Origin of the sequence: Bacillus sp. PSXD-155, from assembly GCF_049310765.1 — a bacterium.
In the GTDB taxonomy this organism is placed as follows: domain Bacteria; phylum Bacillota; class Bacilli; order Bacillales; family Bacillaceae_G; genus Bacillus_A; species Bacillus_A cereus.
The window spans coordinates 1-18,970 of sequence record NZ_JBMOWC010000046.1; the positions used below are offsets into that span (position 1 = coordinate 1).

Here is an 18,970-nt window from a genome sequence, read left to right on the forward strand (position 1 = left end):
AATATTCTAATTTTATGTAGAATAGATACGATGGGAGGGGATGAAATGAATAATGGATTAAAGTTTAAGATTTTTGAATTGCATTGTCTCGTTCAAAAGACTTATTCTGATATTAAAATGGCATGTGATATTGCTATTTATCAAGAAAACACTTCTAAATATTTAATTTCATTAGGATTTTTAAATAAATCATATATGACTTATATAGAAGCAAAAAGATTCTATCGCGAAAATGAAGAGCTTGTAAGTGTAGAATTTGATAATTTCTTTGATATGTATGATAAATTAGAAAACGAATTAAAACAAGTTATTTCAACTGAAGATAAAAATCCTTCATCGCTACATAGCAGACTTGATCAGTTTCAGCAGAAAGTTGAAAATATAAATGACCTAATAAAAGTATTGCAAAATGCTCGTTAATGAATGCTTTTTTCTTTTTGTATAGAAATTATGTATTAAAAACATTTTAGGGATATTACATATTGAAGAGGTGGCTTTTGTAGATTACAAAAGTCATCTTTTTATGTTAGGAATAGATTGTATACATTTTAGCAGTTTCATATAAATAATAGAAATTTATACGAGGTAAATATCATGGGAAATAAAAAAGAAATAGCTATAGTTGCATTAACAACAGGATTCGTTTTAACAAGTGTAACACCATATGGAGTAGGTCATGCAGAGGAACCTGGTCAAATGCAAGTTGAAATTCAAGAGGATTCGTTCCGTACAGGTGATCTTACACAACCATCAAAAAAAACGCCAGAGAATGTAGTGAAGGATGCACTTAAGGAAAATACGGAGCATGCTTTGTCTCCAAAACAAGTTAGTGCAGAAACAGGAGTAGATTACAAGGTTCTTCAAAAACGTGGTTCTTATGATGGAACTACACTGGTGCGCATGCAACAAATATATGAAGGAAAAGAAGTGTATGGCCACCAGTTGACTGCTCACGTAGATAAAAAAGGTATTATTAAAAGCATTTCAGGAGCTAGCGCACAAAATTTAACACAAGAAGATTTAAAGAAACCTATTAATTTATCAAAAGAAGAAGCGAAACAATATATTTATAAAAGGTACGGAAATGACACTAAATTTATTTCTGAACCAGAAGTTAAGACGGTTATTTTTGTTGATGAAAATCATGGGCAGGCTAGCAATGCATATCAAGTTACATTTGCTGCTACAACACCAAATTATGTATCTGGAACTTATTTAGTGAATGCTAGTAATGGTGAAATGTTAAAAGATATGGTACAAGAATCAAGTTTGAAAATAAGTGAAGAGTATGTTCAATCCGTTAAGGAAAATAAAACTAGCAATTTCACATCATTAACTGGAACAGGAAAAGATGATTTAGGCGTAACTCGTACATTTGGTATTTCTAAACAGACCAGTGGGAATTATGCGCTTGCTGATTACACAAGAGGACAAGGAATTGAGACATATGATGTAAAGTATAGAGATATTACAAATGAAGAAAGTTATTATCCTGGTATACTAACAACTAGCGCTTCAACGACATTTAATGATCCAAAGGCGGTAAGCGCTCATTTCTTAGCAACAAAGGTATATGATTTTTATAAAGAAAAATATAAACGTAATAGTTTTGATAATAAAGGGAAAAAAGTAGTTTCAGTGGTACATGCATGGGATTCCGGAGGAACAAATGATCCTGAAAATTGGGAGAATGCATTTAGTACTAATATTAATAACATTAGTATGCTTTTATATGGAGATCCAATGGTAAAAGCGTTCGACATAGCGGGTCATGAATTTACACATGCGGTTACATCTAGCGAATCTAACCTTGAATTTTCAGGAGAATCTGGGGCGATTAACGAGGCATTATCTGATATTATGGGAACGGCTATAGAGAAATACATAAATAATGGAGAATTTAACTGGACAATAGGAGAACAAACGGGATCGATTTTTCGTAATATGAAAAATCCAACTGCAATTAATTTTTCAGAAGGACTACCGTATCCTGATGATTATAGTAAATATAATGATTTAAATGGAGAGGATTATGGAGGCGTTCATTTTAACTCAAGTATTATTAATAAAGTTGCGTATTTAATTGCACAAGGTGGTACTCATAACGGCGTAAATGTAAATGGTATTGGTGAAGATAAAATGTTTGATATTTTCTATTATGCAAATACTGATGAATTAAACATGACTTCTGATTTCTCTGAATTGAGATTGGCATGCCTTACAGTTGCAACTAATAAATATGGAACGAACTCAATTGAAGTTCAAGCAATCCAAAATGCTTTTGATGCGGCAAAAATTACAGGAACAGTGAAAGAAAACGAAAAAACAGTAGAAAACCAAGCTCCAGAGTTAACTGTACCGATTACCATTACACTACGTGTAGGTGATACGTTTGATCCAATGAGAAATGTAAAAGCTGTTGATAAAGAAGATGGTGATTTAACAAATAAAGTAAAGCATAAAGGCGATGTAGATACTTCAAAACCAGGTACATACATTGTGGAATACTTGGTCGTTGATTCCCAAGGGAGAAATACAACGGCTAGACAGACTGTAATTGTAGAGAAAAATGGAGAAACATCAGATTTAGAACCTAAATTAACAGTGCCTGTTGGAGCGACAATTCATGTAGGAGATTCATTTGTTCCAATGGCAGAAGTATTAGCTATCGATAAAGAAGACGGTGATCTCACTTCTAAAATCAAAGTTGATGGTGAAGTAGATACATCTAAAGCCGGTACTTACATATTAACGTACACGGTTACAGATTCTAAAGGTCATGAAGTAACGGCGAAGCAAACTGTAACGGTCAAAGTTAGAGAAGAAGTTAAAAATGATAAACCAATACTAAAAATACCTGCTACAACTTCAATTACTGAGGGTGATCAATTTGATCCGTTGGTAGGAGTATCAGCTACTGACAAAGAAGACGGTGACCTTACTTCTAAAGTAGCGTATGAAGGAACTATAGATACAACTAAAGCTGGTACTTATGAAATAATATATAGTGTAAGAGATTCCGTGGGTAATGAGGTAAATACAATACAAAAAGTATTAGTGAAAGATAAAGAAACTAGCAAACCTAATGGTCTTGCTAATAAGACAAATAACAATAATATCTCAAATAACAGTAATACCGATAAAAAAGAATATACATATAAGGAGCTGCCAAAGACGGGTGTAAGTACAACTAACAGTGCAGCAATCGGCATATTGATGATTATTGCAGGTACAGTACTCACTTTGATTCGCAAATTTAGAAAGATACAAAAATAATAGTAGGGATTATTCGTTTGAAGAAAAGAGTTGAGTATTCAAAAGAAATAAAGTAGAAAGTAAATAAAACGAAATATGGATTTTTTACTTATTAAGATTTTAATAGTTAAGCGGTACATTTGGCTTTTATAAAAATTTGCAGTTGGATACTATTCTGTCTACAGAACTATATTACATATAAAACACGTTACTATTCTTTTATTTTAATGAGAATAGTAACGTGTTTTTTGATTTGAAAATAGCATAAATCCTATAGCTCATGAATATAGGAGTACTTCTAATTTGCCATTGATAAGTTACTGAAAACACTTTGTTTTAATGGAAGTGTCACTCTAAATGACAACATGAGATTTTCGGTATTTACCAGGTGTTTCATGGGTGAATTTTTTAAAAATTTTAGTGAAATAACTTTGATCGCTAAAATTAAGCGAAGCGCATATGTCTGATAAGGGATAGGTGGTGAAAGTTAATAATTTCTTTGCTTCTTCGATTCGTTCACGTTGAATGTACTCAATTAATGAAATACCGACTTCTTTTTTAAATAATATAGATAAATAATCTGAATTCACATTTGCAAATTTAGCAAGTTGTTTAACAGATATTGGATTGTAAATGTTTTTAAAAATGTAGTTTTTGCAAATAGCGATAGTCTGTGAATGTTGCTGTGTTTTTTGTGCCTTTACACGGTCTGCAAAGATACAAAAAGCATTTTTTAATAAATCCCAAACAGATTCTTTGTCTTTTAAATCTTCTGTTCTTTGAATATGTAAATCATAAATTTTGTAAGCAATCCCAGATGGAAGTCCCCCTTTTATCGCATATCTAGTAGCGAGCGTGATGGATGAAATACAAATGTTTTTATGACGTCTTAATTGATGGAATGAAGATAAAGATGAAAGAGTCTCTTGTTGGAATTCGTAATAATATTTGAGCACGGTTTCTTTATCCCCGTTTTCTATAGAACCAAGTAGTTGCTGCTCTATATATAAATTATGATAAATGGATTCGTCTTTTTGCATTGAAATATATACATCTTCGTTTAAGATTCTGCTATGACTTATATGAAGTGAGTCACTGTTATTTGAAAATGTGCTTACATCTGAATTTTTTTTATAGAGAATGTTATAGAACAATATTGCTATATTTACAAAGAAATTTTGATCTTTGACTGACAATGAAAAATAATGGTCTCTTGTTCTTTTATAATTTGGAATAAAATTAAGTTTACTATCCGCTTTACTTGTAGAAAAATTTACATGTGCCAAGGGCCCAATAATAACAGTACCGTTCACCATATAATCGCTCTTTATGTGAATTAAAATAAAGTGCCCTAGATGTTCGTGAGTTCTGAAGATGGGGGAATTATATGTATCATTTCTCTGAAAAAGCACATGTAACTGTTCTATTTTTGATGTATACAACGAGTGTGAATCATTTTTTGATGTGAATTCTAAAAGAATATTTTTGTTACAATCTAAAAAACAAACTGGAATTTCAAAAGATTGGAAAAACATATTGCAAATGTACTCTATCTCAACTAGACTGAGCTTTTTAGTCATATTCTTCCTCCTTACAGTTATGCGTAATAGTTAAATAAACATATATTCCTTTTTTCATAAGTAGAAACGGAAAACCTTTATTAATAAAAAATATAAATAAAAGTTATAAACTTCTAAGAATAATACCATAATTTAACATGAATAGCACATATTATTCGAATATACAGGTAATAGTTTTGGACAGTAGCGTAAAATATGAATCGTCACACTTATTTGTTGGTTATTACTTATATGTATTAAAAATGATTAAGATTGGATTTTAAATAGGGATAGGAAGTGAGAAATTAATAGATTGACAGTAAGTGACTAGTCGAAATTAGTAGTGAAAGCTATTATGTAACAAATGTAATGATTCTTGAAATAGGGATATAAGTGTAATTTAGGGGAGAAAATTACATATATCATGTGGAGAGACAACGTAATAATAGAAGATAAGAAAAGTGAATAAGTGATTGTAAACAATGGATTGTTGGACGACTATGTTTTATGTTATTCGTTTAAATCTGATACTTGGCACACTATTGCTTTTAAGAAGGTAATAGTAATAAAGAGATTTTTAAAATGATAGAAGTAGTAAAGGGGATAAGAGAAATGAAAAAAATATTTAGTGTGCTTTTAGTGTTTTTCTTAACATTTTCTACATGGTCTAGTGTATTAGTAAAGGCGGATTCACCATCTAAAGGTACTTTAACGATTCATAAGTATGAACAAGAAAAAGATGGAGCGCAGGGACTAGAAGGTGACGGTTCTGCAAATCAAGAGGTGCCAAAAGATGCGAAACCATTAAAAGGTGTAACGTTTGAAGTAAAAAGGGTTGCTTCTTTTGAAAAAATTTCAAACGATGGGAAAATCGTAAAAGAAGACGTGAAACCTGTAATGGGAGCCACTCCAAATCAAGTAGTAACAGATGATAACGGACAAGCTGTATTAAAAGATCTTCCGCTAGGACGTTATGAGGTGAAAGAAGTGGCAGGACCTCCACATGTTAATCTAAATCCCAATACGTATACAGTGGATATCCCATTAACGAATAAAGAGGGTAAGGTGCTAAACTATGATGTTCACATGTATCCTAAAAATGAGGTTAAACGTGGTGCAGTTGATTTAATAAAAACTGGTGTAAATGAAAAAGCATTAGCAGGTGCAGTATTCTCTTTATTTAAAAAAGACGGTACAGAAGTGAAAAAAGAGTTAGTAACAGATGCTAATGGTCATATTCACGTGCAAGGATTGGTGTATGGAGAATACTATTTCCAAGAAACAAAAGCTCCGAAAGGCTATGTAATAGATCCAACTAAACGTGAGTTTTTTGTTAAGAACGCCGGAACAATTAATGAAGATGGAACTATTACTTCTGGTACAGTAGTTAAATTAGAAGTGAAAAACTATGAAGAACCAACAATTGATAAAAAGATTAACGGAAAATTGGAAGCGTTACCAATCAATCCGTTAACTAATTATAATTATGATATTAAAACATTAATTCCAGAAGACATTAAGGAATACAAAAAATATGTGGTAACAGATACTTTGGATAATCGTTTAGTGATTCAAGGAAAGCCAATCGTGAAAATTGATGGAGCAGAAGTAAATGCAAGCATTGTAGAGGTAGCTATAGAAGGTCAAAAGGTAACAGCTACAGTAAAAGATTTCACAAAATTAGATGGTAAAAAAGAATTTCATTTGCAAATTAAATCTCAAGTAAAAGAAGGAGTACCATCTGGTTCGGAAATTTTAAATACAGCAAAAATTGATTTTACAAATAAAAATGATGTAATTGGAGAAAAGGAATCTAAACCTGTAGTTGTTGTTCCAACAACTGGAATAATTGAGTTAACAAAAATTGATGGTGCTAATAAGAATAAATTAAAAGGTGCAGAGTTTGTACTTAAAGATAAAAATGGAAAAATAGTTGTTGTAGCAGGAAAAGAAGTAACAGGTGTATCAGATGAAAATGGTGTTATTAAATGGTCTAACATTCCATATGGAGACTATCAAATTTTCGAAACGAAAGCTCCAACATATACAAAAGAAGATGGTACAAAAGCTTCTTATCAATTATTAAAAGATCCCATTGATGTAAAGATTAGCGAAAATAATCAAACGGTTAAATTAACGATTGAAAATAATAAAAGTGGATGGGTTCTTCCGGTAACGGGTGGCATAGGAACGACTCTTTTTACTGTAATAGGTCTTACGTTAATGGTTACAGCGGCATTTGTTTTCTTTAGAAAAAAGTCTGCTAATAATTAAGATTTTAGGAACATGTAACTATGGGAAAAGGGGAGAAGCAAAATGCTTCCCTCTTTTCGATATTTAAGCATATACAGAGGTGGAAATATGAAACGAAATCTTGTTTTGGGAGGTATTTTTTTATTTGGATTAGGTGTTTTTTTATATCCTACTATTAGTAATTGGTTGGCGACTCGTGCACATTATTCTGAGATTAGCTCTTACGATAAGAATATCAAAGCATTACAAAAGAAAGAAGTCGAACGTAGGGAAAAAGAAGCAGCCGAATATAATAAACAAGTTCACACTTCCATGAAAACATTTACTGATCCATTTTCTGAAAAAAAAAGTAATCATCGAGCATATGCTGATGCGTTAAATTTAGGAGATGTAATGGGGTATATTGAAATATCGAAAATCAATATAAAACTGCCAATCTATCAAGGGACATCTGAGGAAGTATTGAGCCGCGGGATAGGTCATTTAGATTTTTCTTCGCTCCCGATAGGTGGAGAAAATACGCACACTATTTTAACAGGGCATCGTGGTTTACCATCAGCAAAATTATTTACAGATTTAGATAAGTTGAGTGAAGGAGATCTTTTTTATATTCATTCTTTAGACAAAGTTCTTGCTTATAAAGTAGATCAAATTAAAGTAGTGTTACCACACGAAACGGACGATCTACAAATTGTAGAAAATAAAGACTATACAACTTTAATTACGTGTACGCCTTATGGAGTAAACACCAATAGGTTGCTAGTTCGAGGTGTGCGTGTGGAGTTAAACGAGAAAGAAAAACAAAAAGTGAGTACAGAGATATTTATATTTAATAAGTGGACTGTAATAGTTCCAATCCTATTGTTATGTGTGTTTCTAGTCGTAATTTATAAGAAAAGGTTAACTCGATAGAATATATTTATTTATCCTGCATTAATGGGAAGTGGGACCGGAAATTCAGAGATAAGTAAAGAAAGTATAGAAAGTATAGAAAGTATAGAAAGTATAGAAAGTATAGAAAGGATGAAGTAAATCCTCATTGGTGAATATGTCATTTTATGCGACTATAGGAAAAATACGGTAAAGGTGGGAACAAAGGAATTGAGGCTACGATTAAAGCTGGTAAGTATTCATTTTATTGTTTTGTTAATGTTAAGTGTAAGTTTTGTCATATATGTACCAAAAGAAGTATATGGATCCACGACAAACTTAGAAGGTCTAGGTGATATATCGCGCTATAATGCTGTTGTCTTTGGTAACCATAAAGCAATAGGTGGCGACATTGAAGGAGCAATTGCAGTTCAAGGTGATATGGATGCATCGGGGTATACAATTGTAGGTGCTGCAGCGGGAACATCTAATATAGTAGGTGAAAAATGGGTTGATGAGGGATATCCGTCCTTGTTATTGTCTGGAAAATTTAAGAAATCAAGAGAAGAATCTTTTATCATTCAAAACGGAATAGTAGTAATGACAAAAGAGAGTGATCCAGATCGCATCATACAATCCTCTTATGATCGTATCGTTTATAAAGAAAAACTAGAAATTGACGCGAAATTTAATGAATTTCGCAATATAGTGAACCAAGTCAGTAAAAATGCAGGTCAATATAAAACAAATACCCCAATTCCAAATATGAGTCATGGAATCGGAAAAGATATAAACAATCCTAATATTTATGTTTCATCAGAATTGACAGGGGAAATTAATTTAGATATAAGAGATGTATTTTTACCAAATGCTAAGGACAAAGATTTTATTGTTATGTATTCGGATGTAACAGAGGTTACATTTAAAAATGGGTCTATTCTATATGACACGAACAATATTGGAAGGGCTACAGATATAGTTCCTACATCACAACCATATTCTCCTAATTCCCCGTTTACTGAGCTATACGGGAAAGTGATTTGGGTTTTTCCAAATGCGAAAAAAATTACAACAGAGGGATATGGTGTCGTTGGGAGTGTGTTTGCCCCAAATGCTGTATTAGAAACAAAAGGCGGCTCGATTAATGGACAAGCATTTGTCGGCGCGGTACAACAAACTGGTGGATTTGAATTTCACAATTTTAAATTTAACTGGCAACATTGGAACAAGCCTAGTACTGGAAAAGTAAAAATAAAAAAAGTTGATAGTAATAATGATAATAAAAAATTGGTGGGAGCAAAGTTTCATATAGAAGATTCAAAAGGAAAAGTAGTTGGAGAGTTAATAACAGATGAAAAAGGAGAAATGATATCAAAGGACTTACCAATAGGAAACTATACCTTAGTGGAAGTAGAAGCACCTAAAGGTTACGAATTATTAAAAGAAAAAATAACTGTAAAAATAGAAAAAGATGCAGTAGTAGAAATTAAAATAGGAAATAAGAAATTGCCAGATCCAATGGGAAAAATGAAGTTAGTGAAAGTAGACATAAGTGATAAAAATAAAAAGCTAGCAGGGGCAAAGTTTCATATAGAAGATCCAAAAGGAAAAATAGTTGGAGAACTAGTAACAAATGAAGAAGGAGAAGTAATATCAAAAGACTTACCAATAGGAAACTATATCGTAGTGGAAATAGAAGCGCCTAAAGGTTATGAATTATTAAAAGATAAAATAGCTGTAAAAATAGAAAAAGATACAGTAGTAGAAATTAAAATAGGAAATAAGAAATTGCCAGATCCGACTGGGCAATTTGAAATTGAAAAAGTTGATGATAAGGATAGTGAATTAAAGCTAAAAGGCGCTGTATTTCAAGTGTTAGATAAAGAAGGGAAAGAAGTTAGTAGATTAATAACGGATGAAAAAGGAAAGGTAATTTCCAACCAATTAGCAATTGGAAAGTATACGATTAAAGAAATGAAAGCACCGAACGGATACACGTTACTTAGAGATCCAATAGAAATAGAAATTACAGAAGCAGTAAAGACACAAAAAATAACAGTGAAAAATACGAAGAATAATTGGGTAATTCCTAATACTGGTGGGAGCGGAACAACAATTTTTTACGTAATTGGTATTATGCTAATGTTTGCTGTGCTATATTTCTGTAAGAAAAATCGTATATTATGAACTAATTTTATAGAGTTAGACAGATCGTTGCGTTAGAGAGTTTTTAGGACATGAGTTCGGTATTGTACTGGACTCATGTTACTAAATTTGTTGAAGGAGGAAGGATAATAGTAAACATAGAATATATTAATGAATTAAAATATTTAAGAGGTGAACATGGTGGCGATAAAACAAGACGAAATTAAAGTAGTTGTCGGAGCTGGAGTGTTTAATAATAATCCAGGTTGGATTCAAACGCAAGAAGATGAACTTAACTTACTAGATAAAGCTACGTGGGAAAAAAGATTTGAATACAACTCTATTTCAGCTATTTTAGCTGAGCATGTATGGGAACACCTTACTTTTGAAGAAGGTGTAAGAGCAGCTGAAATTTGTTATGAATTTTTAAAACCATCTGGTCATATTCGGTGCGGAGTCCCTGATGCATTCTTTCAGGATGAGGCATATCAAAATATAGTTCAAATAGGGGGCCCCGGTCCGAAAGATCATCCAGCAGCAAGTCATAAAATCGTTCATAATTATACAACATTAACGAAAATGTTTGAAACTGCTGGATTCGAGGTAGTTTTACTTGAATATTGTGATGAAAATGGTCGGTTTTATTACAACGAATGGGATGCAAACGACGGTGTTATTTTCCGTTCGAAAAGGTATGATTCTAGAAATAAAGGCGATAAACTTGGTTTTCCATCGCTAATTGTCGATGCGATTAAGCGCTAATCATTCAACAAAAAAAGGAGTTAATCCTATGATTTCATAAGTCGCAAATGCGGCTTTTTTATTTGTACGTAAATCTATATTTAATTTTCAATATTATATAACTCGATTTAGAAAATATTTAAGTTTTTCTCAGCACCATTCACTTTAAATTAACACTTCGTTGACATAAATATTTATTTTATATTTATATTCGTGTAAAATGGAATGAGAACATATATTCTATATAAGGAGGCAATCAAAATGATAGCTGAAATTAGGAAACTAACTGATGGATATATTGTAAAATTTGAACGCCAATTTCCATATACGGCAGAAGAAGTTTGGTCTGTATTAACAGAAAACAGTAAGCTGAAAAAATGGATGTCCAATTTACAGATTGAGAGCCTTAATACGGGTGGAATAATAAAGTTCGACATGATGGACGGTTCATTCATAAACATTGATATTTTAGAGTGTCAATTAAACTCAGTACTTGAATTTACTTGGGATAAAGACCGTGTCCGATTTGAAATACATAAAGAGGAAAATGGTACTCTTTTATTCCTAAAAGAGTACATTCATGAATTAACAGATCATACACCGAGAGATATAGCTGGTTGGCATATTTGTTTAAATCTTTTTTCTTACGTTTTAGAAGGAGAAGAGAAAGAATTTTCTAAAGATGAATGGCAACAGTGGTTTGAAATATACAAGGATAAGATTCATGAAGTGAGAGGATAATTGCATAATAGGTAATATTCATTATGTAATTATTATATTGTAAAAATGCTTTTGTGAATAAATAAGAATAGAGGTTAATATGAAAGTAAATCAATTAATTGCTAATAACATAAATAAATTAGATGCAACTATACCGTTTAATAAATCGTTTGGAATTGCTGGGTTATCTGGATCGGGTAAAACAACTTTTTGCCAAACAATTGGTGAAGAGTCAAAAAAACGATTAGTTTCTTTATTACCAAAGGCTGAATATCAATATTTATTTCCTAACATTATGGAAACAAATTTTAGTGCCATTAAGATGGAAGAAATGCCTTTAGTACTTTTTCTAGGAAAATCATCGATTTCGTCTAATCCGCGTTCAACGATTGGTACTCATACTGGTGTTTTTACAGAGATTCGGGAAAAACTTGCTGAAGTTTTTAATCTTTCTCCAGAGGTCTTTTCATTTAATAATCAATTAGGCTGGTGTACTGGTTGTAAAGGCCGTGGTACTACAAAAAATGTTGAGTGTAAAAAATGTAAGGGAAAACGTTATAGTGAAGAAATTGAACAATATGAAATTGATTTGTTGGACAAGCCACATTCAATCTCAAATATTAATGATTTAAGTATTGAATCTATTCTTTCACTAGCAAAAGAATTAAATATTAGTGAAGAAAAACAGCATATACTGCAAAATATTATTAATATGAACATTGGTTATTTAACATTAAATCGAATTATGGGTACGTTGTCAGGTGGAGAGTTAACACGACTTTATTTGGCTGAATTCATGGCAGTAAGTGAAAATGCTGTAATTATTATTGATGAGATTTCAGTTGGACTTGATCATGAAACTTTATTACAAATTTTAGAAGAAATTAAACGACTAGGGCGTAAAAATCAAATTTGGCTTATTGATCATTCAGATACAGTACTAGATACAACTGATGAGCAATTGTTCTTTGGACCTGGTAGCGGAAAATATGGTGGCAAAATTGTGGAAGAATCACCAAGACCAAAGTCAATACTGTGGGATCGAAATAAAGAAATGCCAACAGAATATTATACATTCTATGATTTATATTGCCGTAATATCCAAATGGCTGAGTTTCAAATTCCTAAAAACAGGCTTGTAACAGTTACAGGAGAATCGGGATGTGGGAAATCTACACTTGTCAATGAATGCCTAGCTACAGATTTTTTGAAACGATATCCAAAAGATAAATTAGTTATGGTAGGACAAGACCGAAATCAATCGATTACAAGTCGATCAACTGTAGCAACTTTCCTAGATATTAAAAAGAAACTGACAAAGTATAGTGAAGACATTGATGATATTTTTGAGCGCTCGATTGAGGATATTATTGATGAACTTCCAAATGAAGATATCGCTTATAAACGTTTGAGCCTACTAATTAAATTAGGGCTTGGCTATTTAACATTAGAGAGAAAAACACAAACATTATCGACAGGTGAATTTCAATGTGTTCATTTAGTTTCAGAATTATTTGCAAACACTAGAAATCCACATACATTATTCATTTTTGATGAGCCTTCAAAAGGTTTATCACAAAATATTTTAAATCAATTTATCGATAGTATTAGAGGTATTCTGCAAGATGAATCAGTTTCAATCATTATGATTGAGCATAATCGTTACATGTTAGAAAGCTCTGATTATATAGTTGATTTTGGAAAAAGGCAGAATGAATCTGTAGAGCATTTGGATGTTGTTAATCATGAGGATTACTATCGTCAAAAAAGTAATGTGAATAGCACAGAGAAAATAAACATCTCTTCAATGCTTAAGCAGAAAAAAGGAGTTCACTATTTAGAAGGGAATCATATTAACTATTTTAAAAATGCCGAAAACGTTTATAAGGGCGGTATTTTAAAAAGTTTATCATCAATGGCTAGGTTAATTTATGGTGAATATGAATCTGATACAATCGCACCTGTTATTGCTATTGATCTTGAAAGACATTTATATAGTCAATTTAGCTTCTTATATGAGATTGGTGGATTAATTAATCATATTGTAGCTGCTCATCCAATTAATAAAGATACGAGAAGTTTTGATTTCTATTCACAGGACAATCATTGTCCATCTTGTTCTGGACGTCTTCAAATTGAAGTTTTTGATAAAGATATTGCCATTCAAGATAAAAGTGTTCCATTTTGGGATGGGCTATTCGATCCAGAAATCATGAAGGTATTAAAATTTTATCAGCATGAAAAAATAGAATTTCTATTCGACGAAATAAAAAATGAGCTTGGTCACGATTTGTCAAAGAGCTATAATGATATGTCAGAAGAAGAAAAGCATACGTTTTGGTACGGGTATTTTGAAAAATCATTTTATGATAAAAAAGGAAAGACACGCAGAACATGGGTAGGGTTTAATACAATTATTGGTGGATATATTGTTATTTCAAAAGCACCTATTAAAGAAGAAATTAAGAGTTCAAAAAAAATGATGAAATGTCCAATTTGTGAGGGGACGGTTTTAAATCATCATAAACCACTTAAATTTGGTAACGTAGATATTCGTGAAATAATCAATCAGCCTATTAATGAAGTATTGAAAACAGTTGGTGATTTACCGGCACTTGTTAAATTGAAGTCTATTGTTGGTGGCGATATGGTATTGACAGAAGATGTTTCTTTATTGCCAAGAAAAGCACAAGTTGCATTGAAAATGTTTGAATTAGAACAAGCAAGCTTTTCAAACTATGAAATGGTGTTACAAAATGTTTTACCATTCTGGGGTGAAATAAAAGGAAATATCGAATCCATTAGTGTTAATAATCAAGTAACTGTTTGTGATTTCCCTAATGTTTATGAAACGAGAGAAAACATTATAAATAAATATTTCACAAATGGTAAATATAAAAAACTTACGTATGTATACGAAGCGTTTGGATACAAAAAATTAGTTACCCAAATTAATAAAATTAAAAAGAGTAATCCATGTCCATTTTGTAAAGGTAAGAAAGTGATAACCGAAGATAATCTACATGATGGTGTCTTTAAACTAACAATTCCATGTGTAACTTGTAATGCAAGTGGTATTAATGACGAAGGGTTAAAAGAAGTTGTTGAGGGCGTGGATGTACAAACGTGGTTAACTGGAAAAGTAAGTGATGTTGTGAATGAAAGCTTATTAACAGAAGCTGTTGGACAAATACCAATTTTTAATCGCATACGTGAGTTGGATAAACGAGATATGATGGCGGTTTATGAATGTCTTGAGAAAAATAACTAGTGATGATTGTCAATTGCAGTAGTCATAAAAACAGGAATATAGGTTTTTAATTATATAAATATAACATGTTAAATTGTTATTTAAATCGTTAAAAATAGTTGACCCTCACACAATGTCATTGTTTAAGATAAAGTTGAGCTTCAAAGTAGATGTAACTTATAGGAGGAAATCATGTTTAAAATAGGGGATTTTTCAAAACTCTCTTCCATTAGTATACGAATGTTGAGACACTACGATAAAGTGGAATTACTACAACCAGTAAAAGTCGATGAGCAGAGTGGATATCGATTTTATTCAGCAGACCAATTAAAAAAAGTAAATCAAATTCAAACGTTAAAAGCTATGGGGTTTAATATTGCTACCATCAAAGAAATAATAGAATGCGATAATATAGATACCATAAAAGAGCAATTTTTAAATCGTAGTGCTCAAATTAAAGAAGACATGAATAACCTCCAAAAACAATTACGTCTCCTCGAAGACTCAATGAAAACGATGAGAGAGGATGTTGTTGAGATGAATTATCATGTTTCAATAAAAGAAATTCCAGAAAGAACTGTAGCTAGTGTTAGAAAGATTATTCCATCGTATAATTGCGAAGGTGATTTATGGAGTGTATTAATGCAAGAAATTCAAATGAAAAATATTAGTATTGCCCAACCGAGTTATAGTATTGCGGTTTTCCATGATCGTGAATACAAAGAAAATGATGTAGATATAGAAATACAGCTAAGTATTCTAGGTAAGCACGAAAATACAAAAGACGTTACATTTAAAAATATGGAATCGACTAATGTAGCTTCTATAACAGTTAATGGAAGTTATGAACAGATGACAGCTGTAAATGAGGCTGCGGCAAAATGGATTGAGACAGAGGGTTATAAATTAGCAGGCCCGATGTTTAATATTTATCATGTGAGCCCAGCGATGGAAGCGGATCCTAATAAGTGGGTTACAGAAGTTTGTTATCCAATAAACAAATAAGTAATAAAAAAAGGCATGTTTTATGCCTTTTTTTATTTTATTAATATCTCAAAATATATAATTTTTCCTCTTTACAGTTTTCGTATCGGACTACATAAGGCAATAAAGACTTCAATTATTTTAGTAAAAGCAGCTAAAGCAAATATAAATACAGGATTGTAGGCTGAAATAATTCCACCTACTAATGCCCCCAATGGCATAGATAATCGTGTAAGTACACGAGAAAAACCTAAAACACGTCCTTGCAAATTGGATGGAACAGTTTCCTGCCGAATTGATGTAACAATCGTATTCCATGTGATATTACATGTCATCGCGATACCGAAAGCAATTCCGGGAGCAAGCCAATATGTACTCCATAAAGCAAATGTTAATCCAAGCGCTCCAAAAAATAGGAGTAAAGGAATAAGTATACCACGTCGAAATTTCTTTTCTAAAGGAACGGCAATTAAGCTTCCTAAAAGCCCACCTATTCCTATTAAAGTATAATTATAACCACTTTGTGCGGAGGTAAGATTTAATGTCGATAATAAATAATACATAAGTACACCTAAAACAGCACTTGCTCCAAAGTTACCTACCATAGCTTGAAGTGACAAAGCTATATTTAACCGATCATTTTTGAGCCATTTAAATCCATCAAACAAATCATTTAGTACATTTTGCAATGTTTTTTTATCAGTATTCTTTTTATTTAAGTTTTTCATAGAAGGTAATATAATCACAGCAATTAATGTAGCAATAAATGAAAGAACATTAATCCAAAGTACTTGAAAGCCGCCAATAAAAGATATGAAAAGCCCAGCTATGATTGGACCAAACAAACTAGCCAATTGATTAACCATTTGATATAAAGAATTAGCCTTCGTTAATGATGCACCTGCGATGTGTGGAATGACTGTAACTGTTGTTACATCAAAAAGCATGGACATAACTGCTAAGATAAAAGTAATTACGTATAAATGCCAGACTTCTAATAGATGTAATGCATGTAGAATTGGTACGAGACTTACTAAAATAATATTGATAATATCCGCCATCCAAAGTAACTTTTTTCGATCATATCGATCAACTAGTACACCAACTAAAGGGCCAAATAAAACGATTGGCAATACGTTAACAGCAAATAAAGAACTCATAATTACAGCTGAACCAGTTAATTGATAGGCAATCCAAGGCATTGCAAAAGTATATAGTGAATCCCCGATTCGTGAAATGAGTAAACCAAAAATAAAAATCTTGTATTCTTTTGAAAAAGTTGTCTTGACAGTTAATCTTCGTTCTTGTACAAATTTCACAATTGTATGACCTCCCTTTTTTATAGAGGAATTTGAAAATAATCCGTCCAATATGTATTAAATATAGAATTCTGTAAGAAGTTGTTGAATCCTACTTTATAATATTGATTTTATATAAAATTGTAGGGAATAGAAATTAGGGCGGTTTTTATGCGAGGAGGCGGAATGATTCGAGAACAAAAGGGGTTGCTGGATAAAGAGTTAATCTTATGACCTTTTCCGCAATTATTGTGGTTAGCAGAACTTTTGAAAGAAGATCCTACATTAATATATCCCTTTTTTAGTTAATAATAGCCTCCTTAATACTAGTTAATACAAGGAGGCATTAAATTTTTAATAATTAATGATATGTGTACCCTCCATCAGGAAATAATACATTACCCGTAGTAAAACTATTTTGCATTAAATATAGAACAGTATGTGCAATTTCATTATTATGGCCAGGCCTTTTTACAAGAGAAAGAGATTTATAAGATTCATAAGCAGCTAGTCTATTTTCATTTTGTTCATTTTCTTTTTGTATTGTTCCAGGAGAAACCACATTAACTCTAATAGGAGCTAATTCCACAGCTAAAGCCTTCCCTAAACTTTCAATAGCACCATTGCAAGCTCCATAAGCAGGTGCGCCTTTAAGTGGTCTTTGACTAAATGCACCAGACATTAACACAATCGATCCAGAGTTTGAAAGAAAAGGAATTGCATATTTTACGGCATAATATTGAGGCCAAAACTTTCCGATGAAGCTACTTTCAGCAATTTCCTCTGTAGAGGTAATTGGTCCAAGTGTATAAGAGGCTCCCGGTGTGAATAAATGATCAAAGTTCCCAACTGTCTTGAAAAAATTTTGTAATTGCTCTTTATTTTGATTATCCAATATATAAGTTTGAAGATGATTGTTATTTATTACTTCTCGAGCAACTTTTAATTTTTCTTCCGAGCGTCCGGCAATAATAACATGTGCACCTTGTTTAATTGCTTGTGTTGCTGTTGCTAATCCAATACCAGAACTCCCGCCAATGATAACAATACGGCTATTTTTTAATGTAGTAATAGACATATTTTAGCCACTCCTTTAATAAAAAATTTAGAATATAACTAACTGTGCTATGCTTTTATTATTCGCTAAAAGGGAGCAAGTGAAAAGTACGCACTTTATATGTACATAGTCGCAAATTTCGTACTAATCGCTATACATGCGGATAAGTAATAGGAAAAATTTCTAAATATGGTTTATCCCGCATTAACGGGCAGTAAAACTCTCACCTCAAAGTTAGGAAAATGCAAGGAAGTTAGGTAAGAGATCAATTGCCCGTAAAAGCTCGATTGGTTCAACTAATAATCAGTGTGGGATGAACAAAACCCCCACTGATTAAAGTTTCCCTTTATGATATCTGAGGAGAGGTGAGAAAAATGGATTTACAAGAACCGAAGTTAAAAGGGGTAATAGCAACATTACAAATAATCGGTGGGAAATGGAAGTCACTCATTTTGTTTATTTTGCTAACAGATGGAATGAAACGTTTTGGTGAATTAAAGCGATTGATACCAGATATATCTCAAGGGACGTTAGCGAAGCAATTACGTGAATTAGAGCAAGATCAACTAATAAAACGCGAAATTTATCAAGAAATACCACCTAAAGTAGAATATAGCTTAACTGAACATGGAAAAACAGTCAGTACTGTTTTGGATAGTATGTGTAGTTGGGGAAGAGGGCATTTAGAATATATAGATAAAGATAAACCATAAAAATGTTATGTAAACTTATTGTGGTGTGAAGGGAAATATTGTTTTAATAATTTGTATTTTATAATATATAATTAAGGAGTGTCGTAGGTTATTATACATATTTAATTTATTTTTACAAAGGGGAA

Annotated in this window: 13 protein-coding genes; 10 read left to right on the plus strand and 3 right to left on the minus strand. The window is 31.9% G+C overall.

What is annotated here, in order from left to right:
- Positions 1-45: 45 nt before the first annotated feature.
- Positions 46-420 (plus strand): hypothetical protein, encoded by a 375-nt coding sequence (locus ACO6VI_RS26880; protein ID WP_001059026.1) that lies wholly within the window; start codon positions 46-48, stop codon positions 418-420.
- A 174-nt stretch (positions 421-594) separates the two neighbouring features.
- A complete protein-coding gene (locus ACO6VI_RS26885) occupies positions 595-3,276 on the plus strand; it encodes a M4 family metallopeptidase (protein WP_088020311.1) in 2,682 nt (893 codons plus the stop codon).
- 332 nt (positions 3,277-3,608) lie between these two features.
- Here the strand turns inward: ACO6VI_RS26885 and ACO6VI_RS26890 are convergent, their stop codons facing one another.
- A complete protein-coding gene (locus tag ACO6VI_RS26890) occupies positions 3,609-4,835 on the minus strand; it encodes a helix-turn-helix domain-containing protein (RefSeq protein WP_140157205.1) in 1,227 nt (408 codons plus the stop codon).
- Positions 4,836-5,426: 591 nt separating this feature from the next.
- Here ACO6VI_RS26890 and ACO6VI_RS26895 point away from each other — a divergent pair.
- The 7 genes from ACO6VI_RS26895 to ACO6VI_RS26925 all read left to right on the plus strand — a co-directional run bounded on the left by ACO6VI_RS26895 (position 5,427) and on the right by ACO6VI_RS26925 (position 15,798).
- The gene (locus tag ACO6VI_RS26895) at positions 5,427-7,088 is read left to right on the plus strand and encodes an LPXTG cell wall anchor domain-containing protein (protein ID WP_078993220.1); all 1,662 of its coding nucleotides are present in this window, start codon (positions 5,427-5,429) and stop codon (positions 7,086-7,088) included.
- 87 nt (positions 7,089-7,175) lie between these two features.
- On the plus strand, positions 7,176-7,979 hold the full coding sequence (locus tag ACO6VI_RS26900) for a class C sortase (protein ID WP_422424555.1): 804 nt from the start codon (positions 7,176-7,178) through the stop codon (positions 7,977-7,979).
- Between the two features lie 189 nt (positions 7,980-8,168).
- A complete protein-coding gene (locus ACO6VI_RS26905; RefSeq protein WP_088020310.1) occupies positions 8,169-10,124 on the plus strand; it encodes a SpaA isopeptide-forming pilin-related protein in 1,956 nt (651 codons plus the stop codon).
- 156 nt (positions 10,125-10,280) lie between these two features.
- The gene (locus ACO6VI_RS26910; RefSeq protein ID WP_140157204.1) at positions 10,281-10,844 is read left to right on the plus strand and encodes a class I SAM-dependent methyltransferase; all 564 of its coding nucleotides are present in this window, start codon (positions 10,281-10,283) and stop codon (positions 10,842-10,844) included.
- Between the two features lie 240 nt (positions 10,845-11,084).
- Positions 11,085-11,564, plus strand: a complete 480-nt coding sequence (locus ACO6VI_RS26915; RefSeq protein ID WP_063547350.1) for an SRPBCC family protein — start codon at positions 11,085-11,087, stop codon at positions 11,562-11,564.
- 79 nt (positions 11,565-11,643) lie between these two features.
- Complete coding sequence (locus ACO6VI_RS26920) at positions 11,644-14,814, plus strand: ATP-binding cassette domain-containing protein (protein WP_098033944.1); 3,171 nt, start codon at positions 11,644-11,646, stop codon at positions 14,812-14,814.
- A gap of 171 nt (positions 14,815-14,985) precedes the next feature.
- Positions 14,986-15,798 (plus strand): MerR family transcriptional regulator, encoded by an 813-nt coding sequence (locus tag ACO6VI_RS26925; protein ID WP_063536412.1) that lies wholly within the window; start codon positions 14,986-14,988, stop codon positions 15,796-15,798.
- Between the two features lie 71 nt (positions 15,799-15,869).
- On the opposite strand, the gene ACO6VI_RS26930 is transcribed toward ACO6VI_RS26925, so the two are convergent.
- Positions 15,870-17,096 carry an MFS transporter gene (locus ACO6VI_RS26930; protein WP_063547352.1) on the minus strand — a complete coding sequence of 409 codons (1,227 nt, stop codon included), beginning with the start codon at positions 17,094-17,096 and terminating at the stop codon, positions 15,870-15,872.
- Positions 17,097-17,436: 340 nt separating this feature from the next.
- Positions 17,437-18,153 carry an SDR family oxidoreductase gene (locus tag ACO6VI_RS26935; RefSeq protein WP_000029109.1) on the minus strand — a complete coding sequence of 239 codons (717 nt, stop codon included), beginning with the start codon at positions 18,151-18,153 and terminating at the stop codon, positions 17,437-17,439.
- 353 nt (positions 18,154-18,506) lie between these two features.
- On the opposite strand from ACO6VI_RS26935, the gene ACO6VI_RS26940 reads away from it, so the two are divergent.
- A complete protein-coding gene (locus tag ACO6VI_RS26940) occupies positions 18,507-18,845 on the plus strand; it encodes a winged helix-turn-helix transcriptional regulator (RefSeq protein ID WP_000365537.1) in 339 nt (112 codons plus the stop codon).
- The last annotated feature ends 125 nt before the right edge of the window (positions 18,846-18,970 follow it).

What these genes read in the sequence shown, in the direction of transcription:
- ACO6VI_RS26880 (WP_001059026.1), top strand. Translation starts at nt 46, where the DNA reads ATGAATAATGGATTAAAGTTTAAGATTTTTGAATTGCATTGTCTCGTT.
- ACO6VI_RS26885 (WP_088020311.1), top strand. Translation starts at nt 595, where the DNA reads ATGGGAAATAAAAAAGAAATAGCTATAGTTGCATTAACAACAGGATTC.
- ACO6VI_RS26890 (WP_140157205.1), bottom strand. Translation starts at nt 4,835, where the DNA reads ATGACTAAAAAGCTCAGTCTAGTTGAGATAGAGTACATTTGCAATATG.
- ACO6VI_RS26895 (WP_078993220.1), top strand. Translation starts at nt 5,427, where the DNA reads ATGAAAAAAATATTTAGTGTGCTTTTAGTGTTTTTCTTAACATTTTCT.
- ACO6VI_RS26900 (WP_422424555.1), top strand. Translation starts at nt 7,176, where the DNA reads ATGAAACGAAATCTTGTTTTGGGAGGTATTTTTTTATTTGGATTAGGT.
- ACO6VI_RS26910 (WP_140157204.1), top strand. Translation starts at nt 10,281, where the DNA reads ATGGTGGCGATAAAACAAGACGAAATTAAAGTAGTTGTCGGAGCTGGA.
- ACO6VI_RS26915 (WP_063547350.1), top strand. Translation starts at nt 11,085, where the DNA reads ATGATAGCTGAAATTAGGAAACTAACTGATGGATATATTGTAAAATTT.
- ACO6VI_RS26920 (WP_098033944.1), top strand. Translation starts at nt 11,644, where the DNA reads ATGAAAGTAAATCAATTAATTGCTAATAACATAAATAAATTAGATGCA.
- ACO6VI_RS26925 (WP_063536412.1), top strand. Translation starts at nt 14,986, where the DNA reads ATGTTTAAAATAGGGGATTTTTCAAAACTCTCTTCCATTAGTATACGA.
- ACO6VI_RS26935 (WP_000029109.1), bottom strand. Translation starts at nt 18,153, where the DNA reads ATGTCTATTACTACATTAAAAAATAGCCGTATTGTTATCATTGGCGGG.
- ACO6VI_RS26940 (WP_000365537.1), top strand. Translation starts at nt 18,507, where the DNA reads ATGGATTTACAAGAACCGAAGTTAAAAGGGGTAATAGCAACATTACAA.